General features: G+C 73.1%; 12 protein-coding genes. 7 read left to right on the forward strand and 5 right to left on the reverse strand.

The features are described from left to right. The first annotated feature begins 121 nt into the window (after positions 1-121). The 6 genes from ACQPYX_RS25650 to ACQPYX_RS25675 all read left to right on the forward strand — a co-directional run bounded on the left by ACQPYX_RS25650 (position 122) and on the right by ACQPYX_RS25675 (position 7008). Positions 122-1300: an acetyl-CoA C-acetyltransferase gene (locus ACQPYX_RS25650; protein WP_433800107.1), complete on the forward strand. Its 1179-nt coding sequence runs from the start codon at positions 122-124 to the stop codon at positions 1298-1300. 149 nt (positions 1301-1449) lie between these two features. Further along, positions 1450-2538: an S-(hydroxymethyl)mycothiol dehydrogenase gene (locus ACQPYX_RS25655; protein ID WP_433800108.1), complete on the forward strand. Its 1089-nt coding sequence runs from the start codon at positions 1450-1452 to the stop codon at positions 2536-2538. After that, positions 2539-3207 (forward strand): MBL fold metallo-hydrolase, encoded by a 669-nt coding sequence (locus tag ACQPYX_RS25660; protein ID WP_433800109.1) that lies wholly within the window; start codon positions 2539-2541, stop codon positions 3205-3207. Between the two features lie 47 nt (positions 3208-3254). After that, positions 3255-4337 carry a gamma-glutamylcyclotransferase family protein gene (locus ACQPYX_RS25665; protein WP_433800110.1) on the forward strand — a complete coding sequence of 361 codons (1083 nt, stop codon included), beginning with the start codon at positions 3255-3257 and terminating at the stop codon, positions 4335-4337. A gap of 599 nt (positions 4338-4936) precedes the next feature. After that, positions 4937-5842, forward strand: coding sequence for an ABC transporter ATP-binding protein (locus ACQPYX_RS25670; protein ID WP_433800111.1), 906 nt, complete (start codon positions 4937-4939; stop codon positions 5840-5842). After that, complete coding sequence (locus tag ACQPYX_RS25675; protein ID WP_433800112.1) at positions 5839-7008, forward strand: ABC transporter permease; 1170 nt, start codon at positions 5839-5841, stop codon at positions 7006-7008. Before ACQPYX_RS25670 ends, ACQPYX_RS25675 begins: the two co-directional genes overlap by 4 nt. Before the next feature lie 3 nt (positions 7009-7011). Here ACQPYX_RS25675 and ACQPYX_RS25680 read toward each other — a convergent pair whose 3' ends face one another. From ACQPYX_RS25680 to ACQPYX_RS25695, 4 genes are all read right to left on the reverse strand, one after another. Continuing rightward, positions 7012-8382 (reverse strand): cryptochrome/photolyase family protein, encoded by a 1371-nt coding sequence (locus ACQPYX_RS25680; protein WP_433800113.1) that lies wholly within the window; start codon positions 8380-8382, stop codon positions 7012-7014. A 182-nt stretch (positions 8383-8564) separates the two neighbouring features. Next, a complete protein-coding gene (locus tag ACQPYX_RS25685) occupies positions 8565-9869 on the reverse strand; it encodes a citrate synthase (RefSeq protein WP_433800115.1) in 1305 nt (434 codons plus the stop codon). Positions 9870-10075: 206 nt separating this feature from the next. Continuing rightward, on the reverse strand, positions 10076-10990 hold the full coding sequence (locus tag ACQPYX_RS25690; protein ID WP_433800116.1) for a carbohydrate kinase family protein: 915 nt from the start codon (positions 10988-10990) through the stop codon (positions 10076-10078). Then, positions 10987-11874: an aldose 1-epimerase family protein gene (locus tag ACQPYX_RS25695; protein ID WP_433800118.1), complete on the reverse strand. Its 888-nt coding sequence runs from the start codon at positions 11872-11874 to the stop codon at positions 10987-10989. Before ACQPYX_RS25695 ends, ACQPYX_RS25690 begins: the two co-directional genes overlap by 4 nt. Before the next feature lie 181 nt (positions 11875-12055). Here ACQPYX_RS25695 and ACQPYX_RS25700 point away from each other — a divergent pair, with 181 nt between their 5' ends. Next, positions 12056-12835, forward strand: coding sequence for an alpha/beta fold hydrolase (locus ACQPYX_RS25700; RefSeq protein WP_433800119.1), 780 nt, complete (start codon positions 12056-12058; stop codon positions 12833-12835). 58 nt (positions 12836-12893) lie between these two features. On the opposite strand, the gene ACQPYX_RS25705 is transcribed toward ACQPYX_RS25700, so the two are convergent. Next, complete coding sequence (locus tag ACQPYX_RS25705) at positions 12894-14672, reverse strand: ABC transporter ATP-binding protein (protein ID WP_433800120.1); 1779 nt, start codon at positions 14670-14672, stop codon at positions 12894-12896. Positions 14673-14739: the final 67 nt, after the last annotated feature.

The raw sequence follows: 14739 nt of genomic DNA on the forward strand, positions 1-14739 counted from the left end.
GGCATGTTCGCCCCTGGGGTGCGGGCACCGACACGGGTAGGTTCGAGGACCCGGCGGTCGTCGCGGTCCTCACCCGACGTCGTGTTCGTGAGTACTCCCGACAACGTCCAGGAGGAAGCCCATGCCCGGCTCCGTCATCGTCTCCGGCGCCCGCACGCCGATCGGCAAGCTCTCGGGGGCGTACGCCGACCTCACCGCCCAGCAGCTCGGCACGACCGCGATCCAGAAGGCCCTCGAGCAGGCCGGCATCTCCGGCGACCAGGTCGAGTACCTGATCATGGGTCAGGTCATCCAGGCCGGCGCCGGTCAGAACCCGGCCCGCAAGGCGGGCACCGACGCCGGCATCCCGATGTCGACGCCCTCGTTCACGCTGAACAAGGTCTGCCTGTCCGGGCTCGACGCGATCGCGATCGCCGACCAGATGATCCAGGCCGGCGACTACGACGTCGTCGTGGCCGGGGGCATGGAGTCGATGACCGCGGCGCCGTACCTGCTGCCGAAGGCCCGCCGCGGCTACAAGTACGGCGGCGGCCAGATCCTCGACGCCACCGAGTACGACGCGCTGACCGACGTCTACGACCACGAGTCGATGGGCGCCTCGACCGAGCGCTTCTCGAAGGCGATCGGCCTGACCCGCGAGGCGATGGACGCCTACGCCGCGTCCTCGCACCAGCGGGCCGCCGACGCCGCGAAGAACGGCCGCTTCGACGCCGAGTACGCCCCGGTCTCGGTCCCGCAGCGCAAGGGCGACCCGGTCGTCGTCACCGAGGACGAGGGCGTCCGCGGCGACACCACCGCCGAGGGCCTGGGCAAGCTGCGTCCAGCGTTCTCGAAGGACGGCATCATCACCGCCGGCACCTCGTCGCAGATCTCCGACGGCGCGGCCGCGGCCGTGATCATGTCGGAGAAGAAGGCGAAGGAGCTCGGCCTCGAGATCCTCGCCCGCATCGGCCACCACGGCTGGGTGGCCGGCCCGGACAACTCGCTGCTCTCGCAGCCGTCGCGGGCCATCTTCAAGGCGCTCGAGCGCGAGGGCCTCAAGCCCGACCAGCTCGAGATGCTGGAGCTGAACGAGGCGTTCGCCGCGGTGGCGCTGCAGTCCACCGAGGAGCTCGGCGTCGACCCGGCGCGGGTCAACCCCGACGGCGGCGCGATCTCCCTGGGCCACCCGGTCGGCATGTCCGGCGCCCGGATCGCGATCCACCTCGCCCACGAGCTCAAGCGGCGCGGCGGCGGCATCGGCGCGGCCGGTCTCTGCGGCGGCGGCGGCCAGGGCTCGGGTCTGATCCTGCACGTCTGATCGACCCCGCACGACCCGGACGGGCGGTCACCTCCACGGAGGCGGCCGCCCGTTCTTTCGTCGGGCAGACCTTGCGTAGTGCCCGGCGTCACGTGGAACCCTGCACGCGAACGCATGAACGCATGAGCCGACGACGTGGAGGGCGAAGAATGCCGCAGGAGGTCCGGGGCGTCGTGTCCCGGGAGAAGGGCAAGCCGGTCACCGTCGAGACGATCGTGATCCCCGATCCGGGTCCCGGTGAGGCCGTGGTCGCGATCCAGGCGTGCGGGGTGTGCCACACCGACCTGCACTACCGCGAGGGCAACATCGAGGACGCCTACCCGTTCCTGCTCGGCCACGAGGCCGCGGGCACGGTCGAGGCGCTCGGCGAGGGCGTGACCGGCCTCGAGGTCGGCGACTACGTCATCCTCAACTGGCGCGCGGTGTGCGGGGTGTGTCGGGCCTGCCGCAAGGGCAAGCACCACCTCTGCTTCGACACGCACAACGCCGCGCAGGCGATGACGCTCAAGGACACCGGCGAGGAGCTCAAGCCGGCCCTGGGCATCGGCGCGTTCGCGGAGAAGACGCTGGTCCACTCCGGGCAGTGCACCAAGGTCAACCCGGACATCGATCCGGCCGAGGCCGGACTGATCGGCTGCGGGATCATGGCCGGCGCCGGCGCGGCGATCAACACCGGCGAGGTCAAGCGCGGCGAGACCGTGGCCGTCATCGGCTGCGGCGGCGTGGGCGACGCGGCGATCGCGGGCGCGGCGCTGGCCGGCGCCACCACGATCATCGCGGTGGACACCGAGGACCGGAAGCTCGAGTGGGCCAAGGGCTTCGGCGCCACCCACACGATCAACGCCAAGAACACCGACCCGGTGCAGGGCATCCGCGACCTGACCGACGGCTTCGGCGCCGACGTCGTCATCGACGCGGTCGGCATCCCGGCCACCTGGAAGCAGGCGTTCGAGGCCCGCGACCTCGCCGGCCGCCTCGTGCTCGTCGGCGTCCCGTCGCCGGACATGAAGCTGGAGGCCGACTTCCAGCCGTTCTTCTCCCACGGCGGGTCGCTGCGCTCGTCCTGGTACGGCGACTGCCTGCCCAGCCGGGACTTCCCGATGCTGGTCGACCTCGCGCTGCAGGGCCGGTTCCCGCTCGACAAGTTCGTCACCGAGCGGATCTCGCTCGACGACGTCGAGGCCTCCTTCGAGAAGATGCACCACGGCGACGTGCTGCGTTCGGTGGTGATCCTCTAGATGGTGGGCTACGGAGACACGGTGGGCACCGGCGTGAACGACGGCGGGCCCGTCGAGAACGTCGTGACCTCCGGGAAGTTCGAGCTGGACGGCGGGTCCTGGGACGTCGACAACAACGTCTGGATCCTCGGGGACTCCAGCGAGGTCGTCGTCATCGACGCGGCGCACGACGCGCAGGCGATCCGCAAGGCGGTGGGCGACCGCAACGTCACCGCGATCCTGTGCACGCACTCGCACAACGACCACGTCAACGCCGCCCCGGCGCTGTCCAAGGCGCTCGACGCGCCGATCCTGCTCAACCCCGAGGACCGGGTGGTCTGGGACCTGACCCACCCCGACCTCGAGCCGGACGGCCGGCTCGAGGACGGCGAGACGTTCACGATCGCCGGGATCGACCTGAAGATGATCCACACGCCGGGGCACTCGCCCGGGTCGACGTGCTTCTACGCCCCCGACCTCGGCGTCGTCTTCACCGGCGACACCCTGTTCCAGGGCGGGCCGGGGGCCACCGGGCGCTCGTACTCCGACTACGGGGTCATCCTCGAGTCGATCGAGCGCAAGCTGTTCGCCCTGCCCGGCGAGACGATCGTGCGCACCGGGCACGGGGACCACACGAAGATCGGCGACGAGTCGCCGCACCTCGAGGAGTGGAAGGCGGCGAAGGAATAGCCGCCACCCCGGACGCCGAGTACCCGGCCGACCCCTACCCCGGGGTCGTGCCGGGTTTCTCGTATCTGCACGCCGACGGGCTGACGCACGAGCTCGTTCCCGACGACGGCTGCCGCGGCGGCTGGCGGGTCGGTCCGGTCGCGATCGACGACCGGCTCGACGTCCCGCTCGCCGCGCGCGTGCCGGTCCTCGCCTACGGGTCGAACGCCTGCCCGTCGAAGATCACCTGGCTGCGCGACGAGCTCGGCCTGCCCGGCCCGGTCGTGGCCCTGCGCGTCACGGTGTCCGGCGTGGCCGCGGTGTGGGCGGCCGGACTGCGGCTCCGTGACGACGCGCGTCCGGCGACACTGGCGGTGCTGGCAGGCACCTCCGGTGCCAGCAATGCGTCACTGCTTGCGTCCAGTGCCAGGAAAGCCACATCGTCGGCCGGCCCTCCCCCACCTGGCGCCGGGCCCCCACCGGAGGTGCACCACCTCTGGCTGGCGACCCCCGAGCAGGTCGCCGTGCTCGACCGCTGCGAGGGACGGGGCGCCCGGTACGACCTGGCGTGGCTGCACGCGGCCACCGTGCTCGACGAGCGGGGCGTGCGGCTCGACCCGGTGCTGGGCTACTGGCCGGCGGCCCCGCTCCGGGCTCCCCTGCTCGTCGACGGCGCGCCGGTGCGGGTGCGCGACGTGCCGCAGGCGGCCGCCCGCGACCTGGTCGGCGAGCCGGCGGGGGTGCCGCCCGACGCCGCCACGGTGGTCCCCGACGGCTGCCCCGACCCGCGGGACTGGCCGGACCGGGTCTTCGTCTACGGCACCCTGCAGCCCGGGGCCTCCGCGTGGTGGCGGCTCGCGCCGTCCGCCCGGGGCAGCACGCCGGCCGTCGCGCGCGGTCGGGTCCACGACACCGGATACGGCTACCCGGCGCTCGTGGCCGGGTCGGGCACCGCGCACGGGCACGTCGTCACGCTCACCGACCCGGCCCGGGCCCTGCCGGCCCTCGACGCCTACGAGGGGCCGGACTACCGCCGGGAACGGGTCGTCGTGTACCGCGCGGCGAAGGCCGAGCTCGCCTGGGCCTGGCTGTGGGACTCCCCGCCGCCGTCGGACTGGCCGACGGTCACCGGCTCCTGGTCGGACGCCTGATCGGTCACGGCCTCGTCGGGAGCAGCGGGAGCGTCGAGGTCGGGCTCGTCGTCCCGCGCGTGCCGGGGCGGGAGCACCGTGACGGGTACGGAGACCGCGAGCCGGCCCGCCGTCGGGACGAGGACGATCCGGTCGGGGCCCGGGCGGGGCTCGGTGACGGACTCGTCGGCCGGCGGCTGGTCGTCCGGCACCGCGACCGGAACCGGGACCGGCGCCGGCCCGCCCTCCGGCACCGACCCGCCGTCGGGGCGCGTCGGTGACCGGCGCAGCAGCAGGGCCGCCCGGGCGAGCAGCGCGAGCCCCGCGAGCAGCGCGAGCCCGGCGACCGCGAAGGCGACGAGCGCGAGCACCGGTGAGTCCAGCCGGGGCGCCTGGGTGATCGCGAGCGGTGCGGCGGCGGCGAGCAGCGCGACGGTCACGACGAGCACGACCAGCAGCCGCATCCCCCACCCCCGCCCCACGCGAACCACGACCCCTGGCCCGGTCATGCTGCTCGATGCGGAGCCGATCACTCCAGCACCCGGGAGGGTTCGACCTGATCACGATCGGGTGGCGGCCCTGAAGTGGACAGCCCGTCGGGGGGCCGGGACAGTGATCAGGTGCTCGAGATCGACGGCGTGTCGAAGCGCTACGGCGCGGTCCGGGCGCTGCACGACATGACCTTCTCGGTGCGTCCCGGGGAGCTCTTCGGGTTCGTCGGCGCGAACGGCGCGGGCAAGACGACGACGATGCGGATCGTGCTCGGCGTGCTGGCCGCCGACGGCGGCGAGGTGCGCCTCGACGGCCGGCCGATCGACGCGGACCGGCGCCGGCGGATCGGCTACATGCCCGAGGAGCGCGGCCTCTACCCGAAGATGGCGGTGGGCGAGCAGCTGCGCTATCTCGCCGAGCTGCACGGGCTGCGCGCCGCCGACGCGCGCGCCGCCGCGCAGCGCTGGACCGAGCGGCTCGGGATCGCCGACCGGGCCGGCGAGGAGGTGCAGAAGCTCAGCCTCGGCAACCAGCAGCGCGTGCAGCTCGCGGCCGCGCTCGTGCACGACCCCGACGTGCTCGTGCTCGACGAGCCGTTCTCCGGGCTGGACCCCGTGGCGGTGGACGTGATGAGCGCCTTCCTGCGGGAACGCTGCGACGCCGGCGCACCGGTGGTGTTCTCCTCCCACCAGCTGGACCTCGTCGAGCGGCTGTGCGACCGCGTCGGCATCGTCCGCGACGGCACCCTCGTCGCCCAGGGACGGGTCGACGAGCTGCGGGCCGGCGACGCGCCGGGCGCCACCGTGGTCGTCGACGCCCCGGACGCCGCCCCCGGCTGGGCCGACGCCGTCCCGGGCGTCACGACGAGCCGGGTGGAGCACGGCCGGACCGTGGTCACCCTCGACGCCGGCGCCGACGACCAGACGCTCCTGCGGGCCGCGCTCGGCACCGGCCCGGTGCACGAGTTCACCCACCGACGGCCGTCGCTCACCGAGCTGTTCCGGGAAGCCGTCGGCGGGAGGACCGCACCATGAGGACCGTCCTGCTGATCACCCGGCGCGAGTTCCTCGCGCGGGTCCGCGGGCGGGCGTTCGTCGTCTCGACGGCCGTGATCCTGCTGATCCTCGTGGGCTACTCGTTGTTCGTCACCTCGATCGGCCCGGGTGGCGACTCCGGGACCTCGACGATCGCGGTCGCCCCGGAGACCGAGGCGATCACGCCGTCGCTGCGGCTCGCCGCCGACGACCAGGGCCGCATCGTGCGGGTGCTCCCGGTCGACGACGCCGCGGCCGGGCGGGCGCTCGTGGCGAGCGGGGACGCCGACGCGGCGTTGTCCGGGCCGCCGACGCGCCCCCGGGTGGACGTCGACCGGTCGCTCGGCAGCGGGACCGGGTCCGTCGTCACCGTCGCGACGACGCTGCTCGCGCAGCAGCAGCTCCTGCCCGACCCGGCGGCGGGGGACGCCGCGGTCGCGGCCGCCGAACCGGTCGTCGTCGCCGCACGGCCGGACGACCCGGCGCAGGGCCTGCGGATCGGCCTGGGCGCGTTCGGGGCGTTCCTGCTGTTCTTCTCCATCCAGACCTACGGCGCGATGGTCGCCCAGGGCGTGGTGGAGGAGAAGGCCAGCCGGGTGGTGGAGATCGTGCTGGCCACCGTCCGGCCGTGGCAGCTGCTCCTGGGCAAGGTGCTCGGGCTGGGCGCGGTCGGGCTGCTGCAGCTCGTCGTGCTGACCGCCGCGGGCCTGGCCGTCGCCGGCACCGCGGGGCTGCTGGTCGCCGGGGCGGGGATCACCGGGACGCTCGTCTCGGTGCTGGTCTGGTACCTCCTCGGCTTCACCCTGTACGCGACGGTCTACGCCGCGCTCGGCTCCCTGGTGTCCCGCCAGGAGGACACCCAGAGCGTGCTGACCCCCGTGTCGATCGTCGTGCTGATCGGCTTCATCGCGGGGTTCAACCTCGTGCTCTCGGCGCCGACCTCGACCGCGCTCACGGTGCTGTCCCTGATCCCGCCGTGGACCCCGCTGGTGATGCCGGCCCGGATCGCGCTCGGCGGCGTGCCCGTCTGGCAGGTCGTGCTCGCCTTCGTCCTGACCGCCGCCTTCACCGCGCTCGTGCTGTGGGTCGGCGGCCGCATCTACGCCCGTTCGGTGCTGCGCACCGGGGCGCGGGTGTCGTGGCGCGAGGCGTTCACCGGCCGGTAGGGGCTACAGGGCGTTGAACCGGTCGAGCGCCTCCTGCCGCTCGGCCTTGTGGTCCACGATCGGCCCGGGATACCCCGACGGCGGGTCGGGCAGCTTCCAGGGCTGGTGCACCTTCTTGCCGGGGACGTCCGCGAGCTCCGGGACCCACCGCCGCACGTAGTCGCCCTGCGGGTCGAACCGCTCCCCCTGGGTCACCGGGTTGAACACGCGGAAGTACGGCGCGGCGTCGGTGCCGGTGCCCGCGGCCCACTGCCAGCCGTGCTGGTTGGAGGCGAGGTCGCCGTCGACGAGCAGCTCCATGAAGTGCCGCGCGCCCCGCCACCACGGCAGGTGCAGGTCCTTGACCAGGAACGACGCGACGGCCATCCGCATCCGGTTGTGCATCCACGCCTCGCCCTGCAGCTGGCGCATCGCCGCGTCGATCGCCGGGAAGCCGGTGCGGCCCTCCTGCCAGGCCGCGAACTTCTCGTCGGCCTCCTTCCCCGAGTCCAGCGGGATCCGGTCGAACTTCGGGTCGAAGTTCTCCCGGGCGCTGCGCGGGAACCACCAGAGCACGTGACCGTAGAAGTCGCGGAAGCAGAGCTCGTTGCGGTACGAGGTCGCGCCCTGGCCGTCGCCGCGGGCGTCGGCGAGCAGCGTGCGCGGGTGCACGGTGCCGTACTTGAGGTGCACGCTCATCCGGCTCGTGCCCGGCTTGTCCGGGCGGTCACGGGTGTCGTCGTAGTCGGTGAGGTGCTCGTCGACGAACGCCTCCCACTGCTCGTGGGCGGCCTTCTCCCCGGCGTCGGGGAGCTCGGCGTCGAGCTTCGGGTCGTCGGGCACCTTCACCGCCCGCGGACCGCCGTCCTTGTCCGACGGGTCCATCCAGGTCAGCGTCTTCGCGTCGGTGTCGGCGGGCTCCGCGTCCCGGATCCGCTTGGTCCACTCCCGGGAGAACGGGGTGAACACCTTGTAGGGGTCGCCGTCGGACTTCGTGATCGTGCCCGGCTCGGTGAGGTACGGGGAGCCGGAGCGGACCAGCTCGACGTCCCCCAGCGCCTTCTCCACCGCCTCGTCGCGCCGTCGCCCGTAGGGCCCGAAGTCGGCGGCGACGTGCACGGAGCCGGCCCCCACCGCGGCGGCGATCCTCGGGACCACCTCCGCCGGGTCGCCCTTCACCACGAGCAGGCGCCCACCGAGGTCCTCGTCGAGCGCGCGCAGGCAGCGGAACAGGAACGCCGTGCGGCGCGGGCCGGCCGGCTCCAGCAGCGTCGGGTCGAGCACGAACAGCGCGAGCGCCCGGTCGGCGCGCTCCTTCGCCGCGAGGAACGTCGGCTGGTCGCGGACGCGGAGGTCACGGCGGAACCAGACGACGGCGGTGGACGGAGCAGCCATGCCCGACAGGTACCCGCACCCGTCGTCGGGAAGCCCCCCGAACACGCGTGAGGGGAACCCTCACGACGTCAGGGCGGCCGGATGTTCCCCTCACGCGGCGAGCGGTGTCGCCGTGCGGGGAGGATCCGGTCGTCCCGGCGTGCTGAGGGTTCCCCTCACGCGGAACGGCAGGGCGGGTGGGATCAGCCGCGCTGGTCCAGCGCCACGAAGTCGCGCTCGGTCGGCCCGGTGTAGACCTGGCGCGGGCGCCCGATGCGGGTGTCCGGGTCCTCGATCATCTCGCGCCAGTGGGCGATCCAGCCGGGGAGGCGCCCGATGGCGAACAGGACGGTGAACATCTCGGTCGGGAAGCCCATCGCCTGGTAGATCAGGCCGGTGTAGAAGTCGACGTTCGGGTAGAGCTTGCGCTCGACGAAGTAGTCGTCGTTGAGCGCGTAGTCCTCGAGCTTCGTCGCGATGTCGAGCAGTTCGTCGCCGCCGCCGAGCTTCTCGATGATGCCGCGGGCGGTGTCGCGGACGATCGCGGCGCGGGGGTCGTAGTTCTTGTAGACCCGGTGCCCGAAGCCCATGAGGCGGACGCCGGGCTCCTTGTCCTTGACCTTCTTGACGAACTCGTCGGTGTTGCCGTGGTTGTCCCGGATGTTCTCGAGCATCGTCAGGACGGCCGCGTTCGCACCGCCGTGCAGCGGGCCGAACAGCGCGTTGATGCCCGCCGAGATCGAGGCGAACAGGTTGGCCTGCGACGAGCCGACCAGCCGCACCGTCGACGTGGAGCAGTTCTGCTCGTGGTCGGCGTGCAGGATGAACAGCATGTCGAGGGCCTTGGCGACCTCGGGGTCGATCTCGTAGTCCTCGGCCGGCAGCCCGAAGGTCATGCGCAGGAAGTTCTCGACCAGGGACAGCTTGTTGTCCGGGTAGAGGAACGGCTGGCCGATCGAGTTCTTGTAGGCGTAGGCCGCCAGCGTCGGGACCTTCGCGAGCAGACGGACCGTGGAGAGGTCGACGTTCGGCTCGTCGAACGGGTCCAGCGAGCGCTGGTAGAAGGTCGACAGCGCCGAGACCGCGGAGGACAGCACCGGCATCGGGTGCGCGTCGGCGGGGAAGCCGTCGAAGAACTTCTTCAGGTCCTCGTGCAGCATCGTGTGCCGCTGGATCTGGTCGGTGAAGTTCTCGAGCTGGGTCTTGGTCGGCAGCTCGTCGTAGATGAGCAGGTAGCTGGTCTCGACGAACGTCGAGTTCTGCGCCAGCTGCTCGATCGGGTAACCGCGGTAGCGCAGGATGCCGGCGTCACCGTCGATGTAGGTGATGTCCGAGCGGCACGACCCGGTGTTCACGAAGCCCGGGTCGAGGGTGATCAGACCGGTCTCGCCGAGGAGCTTGCCCAACTGGATCCCGGACGAGCCCTCGGTGGCCTCGACGATCTCCATCGTGTGCTCCCCGCCCGGATAGGACAGGGTCGCGGTGCGCTTCTCGCCGTCGTCGGCCATCGAATGCATCCCTCTCACGCTTCTTCGTGCGGGAGGGAGGGCCGGCACCGGTCGTCGGGGCGGGGACGGTCGGTCCCCGCGCCGGCTCCGGCGTCAGCCCGAGGCGAACTCCCGCGGGTGTTGGGGCGTCGTACGCTGCGCGAACCGTAGCGCTCACGCGGCGATCACCGCAGCACGGGAAACGGTGTCGGCGCCCGTGGCACCGGTCACTGTTCCGCTGGGTGAGCCAACTCCGCGCGGGTCGGCGGCTCCGCGCCCGCGCGCGAACAGGTCCAGCCGGCGACGCGTGCGGCGAAGGTCAGGGCGGCGTGCCAGTCGTCGGCCGACATCGCCGCGACCGCCGCCCGGTCGAGCCGGTCGTGGTCGTGCAGGTGGGCCAGGAGCGCGGCGTGCACGGAGTCGCCCGCGCCGATCGTGTCCACCACGGGACGCGAGGTGTCCGCCGGGACCTCGACCACCCCCGTCGTCGTGAACGCCCGGAGCCCCTCGGCGCCGCGGGTGACCACCACCGCGCCCGCGCCCGCCGCGAGCAGCTCGTCGGGCTCGCGGCCCCACCAGGCGGCGTCCTCGTCGGAGAGCTTGACCAGCCCCGCGACCGCGGCGATCGCGTCCATCCGGGACCGGACGGTCTCGGCGTCCCCGACGAGGGCCGGGCGGATGTTGGGGTCGAGGCTGACGAAGGTCCCGGCCGCAGACGCCCGTCGCGCGAGCTCGGTGTACACCGAGGCACCCGGCTCCAGCAGCAGGGACAGGGTCCCGACGGCGAGCGCGGTCATCCCGGGATCGCCCGGGTCGGCCACCAGCCGGTCGGCGGTGCCCTCGACGTGGAAGGAGTAGCGGGCGTGCCCCGCCTCGTCGACGGTCACGACGGCGAGCGTGGTCGGCTCGTCGCCGCGCTGGATCAGCTCCGTGCGCACCCCGGAGTCGGCGAGCCGCCCGAGGAGCGCGTCGCCGAACGCGTCGGTCGACAGGCGCGTGAGCATGGCCGTCGGGACCTCGAGCCGGCCGAGCCCGACCGCCACGTTGTACGGCCCGCCGCCGAGCCGCGGCGCGAGCGGGGCGAGTGGACCCCGTTCGACCGGCACGAGATCGACGAGGGCCTCTCCTCCGGAGACGATCACCGCAGTGCCTCCAGTCCCCAGCGGACGGTCCAGGTCGCCCCGGGCTGCAGGACGACGAGGTCGGTGCCGGAGTTGAGCGCGTCCGGCGGGCAGGTCATCGGTTCGACGGCGACGGCCTTGCCCTCGCGGCCGAAGGGGCTCCCGGGGGTGAAGGCCTGGACCCAGCCGACGTTGCGGTCGCCCCAGAGCCGGGTACCGGTGCCGTCGGGGGCCGTGAGCTCGGCGAGGACGCCGGCGACACCGGGGCGCACGCCGAAGCAGGTGTCGAGCTCGAGGTCGGCGACGCACCGGGGCGTCCGGAGCGACTCGTCGTCGGTGACCGGCCGGGCCGGGCCGGTGGGGATCTGGCGGTCGTCGACGTCGAGGACCGTGGCGGTGGGGACCCGGAGCGTGCAGTCCCCGCTGGGGTGGTCGCCGACCCGCAGGTACGGGTGGGTGCCGACCCCCGCCGGCACGTCGCCGTCGCCGGTGTTCGTCAGGACGTGCGTGACGGTGAGCTGCGTGGGCTCCAGCGCGTAGGTGGTCTCCACGTGCAGCGGCTGGGGCCAGCCGTGCTCGGCGGGGACGTCGATCGCGAGGGTGACGGCGTCGTCGGTGTGGTCGACGACCGCCCACGGGTGCTTCCGGACGAGGCCGTGGATCGCGTTGCCGTTCGCGGGCTCGGTGACCTCGAGCTCGTGCGTGGTGCCGTCGAAGGTGAAGCGGGCGCCGGCCGTGCGGTTCGGCCACGGGATGAGCACGCACCCGGCCCCCATCGGCGGGTCGCCGTCGAAGGTCTCCACGTGGTGCACGCCGTCGACGGTGAACGTCCGCAGCCCGGCCCCGACGCCGGTGACGACCGCATGCGCGCCGCCGGCGCGGATCTCGACATCACTGGACGCCATGGCGGGCACCGTAGTGGGTCGCGGGCCGAGTGGGGACGATTCGCGCAACCGGTTGCCTGGCGGGGCCATGTCGGCGGTGGGCCACGGAAGTCGGTGGACCCCGCCGTCGTCGCCGCCCTAGGGTCCCGGCCGTGATCTGAGCACCCGCCGCCCTGTCCGTCCTCGTCCCTGGGGTGCTCCTGTGTCTCCGACGTCCCCGATCACGTACGTCCTCGTCCACGGCGCGTTCTCGACGGCCGCCGGCTGGGGTCCCGTCGCCCGCGGGCTCGCGCTGCGCGGACACCGGGTGGTCGCGCTCGACCTGCCCGGGCACGGCCTCGACGCCCGCGACACCGGGATGGTGGGCCTCTCGACCGCCGACGACATCGCTGCGGTCACGGAGGTGGTGCGCGCGCTCGACGGCCCGGTGGTGCTCGTCGGCCACAGCCGCGGCGGCCTGACGGTCACGGCCGTGGCGAACGCCGTCCCGGACCTGCTCGCGCACGTCGTCTACGTGTCGGCGTGGTGCTGCGTCGCCGGCGGCCCGTCGACCTATGCGGCCGTGGCTCCGTCGACCCTGGACGCGGTGGCGCCACGGTTGCTCACGGCCGACCCGGCCGAGGTCGGCGAGCTGCGGGTGGACCTGCGGGCCCCCGACACCCTCGACGAGGTGCAGGACGCCCTGCTGGCCGACGGCACCCGCACCGAGCTGCTCGCGATGCTGGCCACGATGGACGGTCGGGAGGCGCTCGTCGTCGACGAGGCACTGGTGACCGTCGATCCGGCGCGGTGGGGCCGGGTGCCGCGCACCTACGTGCGGCTCGCGGACGACCGGGCGCTGATGCCCGCGCTGCAGGACCGGTTCGTCGCCGACGCCGACGCCGCCGGGTTCCCGTTCCGCGTGGTCGGGCTGGCGACGAGCCACCTCGGGGTGCAGCTGCGGCCCGGCCCGCTGGTGGACGTGCTGACCGGGCTGGCGTGACGAAGCGGCGTTCCTGCCACTGGATGACAGCAACGACGCTTCGCTGCCACCACGAGGGTCACGCGGCCGTCAGCTCCGCGTAGCGACCGTCCTCGGACACCAGGTCGGTGTGGGTGCCGGACTCGATCACGCGGCCGTGATCGAGGACGGCGATCCGGTCGGCGTCGCGGACCGTCGAGAGCCGGTGCGCGATCGTCAGGGTGGTGCGGCCGACGGCGAGGGCGTCGAAGGCCTCCTGCACGGCGCGCTCGGTGGCGGTGTCCAGCGCCGAGGTGGCCTCGTCGAGCACCAGGATCCGCGGGTTGCGCAGCAGGGTGCGGGCGATGGCCAGGCGCTGGCGCTCGCCGCCGGAGAAGCGGTGCCCGCGCGGGCCGACCACCGTGTCGTAACCCTCGGACAGCGCCTCGATCACATGGTGGACCTGGGCGGCCCGGGTCGCCGCGAGGATCTCCTCGTCGGTCGCGTCCGGCTTCGCGTAGCGCAGGTTGTCCATCACGGTGGCGTGCAGCAGGTAGGTCTCCTGGCTGACGACGCCGACGATCGCGGCGAGGTCGTCCAGGCGCAGGTCGCGCAGGTCGACGCCGTCGATCGTGATGCGGCCGGCGTCCGGGTCGTGCAGCCGCGCGACGAGCGCGCCGAGCGTGGACTTGCCGGAACCGGTCTCCCCCACCAGCGCGAGTGTGGTGCCGGCCGGGACGTCGAGCGACACGTCGTCCAGCGCCGGACGGTCGTTGCCCGGGTAGGTGAACGTGACGCCCTCGAGCCGCAGGTCGCCGCGCGGCGCCTCGAGCGTCACGGGATTCGACGGCTCCTCCACCTCGATCCGCGTGTCCTGGTACTCGAAGATGCGTGCGAACAGCGCCAGCGAGGCCGACACCGACACCCCGACGTCGAGGAGCGAGGACAGCGGCCGGAACACGCCGGCCTGCAGCGAGGTGAAGGCGACGAGCGTGCCGATCGACAGCGCGCCCGCCGTCCAGGGCAGGCCCGCGCCGAGGTAGATCAGGGCCGGGATCGCGGCGAAGACGATCGACATCGTCGCCATCACCCAGCGACCGGCGAGCTGGCTGCGGAGCTCCAGGTCGGTCAGGCGCAGCGACGAGTCGGTGAAGCGGGCGACGAGCGCGTCGCCGGTCCCGAGCGTGCGGGAGAGGCGGACGCCGTCGATCGACAGGCCCTCCTCGATGGTGACGTTGAGGTCGGCGAGCTCGCGCTGGCGCTGCGCGGTGATGGTGCGCCGCAGCCGGGCGACGCGCCGCGAGAGCAGCACGGCCGGGGGCAGCACCAGCAGCGTCACGAGCGAGAGCTGCCAGGACAGGGCGACCATCGCGACGGCCGAGGCGATCACGGTCGTCAGGTTGGCCGCGATGGAGGTGGCGGTGGAGGTGACGACGGACTGCATGCCGCCGATGTCGTTGGTGATGCGCGACTGCACCTCGCCGGTGCGGGTGCGGGTGAAGAAGCCGAGCGAGAGCCGCTGCAGGTGGGAGAACACGTCGGTGCGCAGCGTGTGCATGACGCGCTGGCCGATCTTCGTGGAGATCCAGGTCTGGACGACGCCGAAGGCCGCGGTCACGGCGGCGACGACCACCATCCCGACGACGAGCCACACCAGCAGGGTGACGTCGCGCTGCGGCAGCGCGACGTCGATGACCTCGCGCAGCAGGAAGGGCTGGGCCAGCCCGACGATCGACGACGCGACGATCACGGCGACGACGACGGCGAGGGACCAGCGGTAGGGGGCGAACAGCCGGGCGATGCGGCGCAGCGAGACCTGCTTGGCCTGCTCGCGGTCGAGCCGGCGCTGTTCGGCGGAGACTTCGGAAGGGCGGGGCAAGAAGCGCCTCCTGGGATCGTGGGATTTTGCTGAGGTTACCTCATGATGAGGCTACAACAGCAACTCC

This window comes from Actinomycetospora sp. CA-084318 (assembly GCF_050955885.1).
Lineage (GTDB): Bacteria > Actinomycetota > Actinomycetes > Mycobacteriales > Pseudonocardiaceae > Actinomycetospora.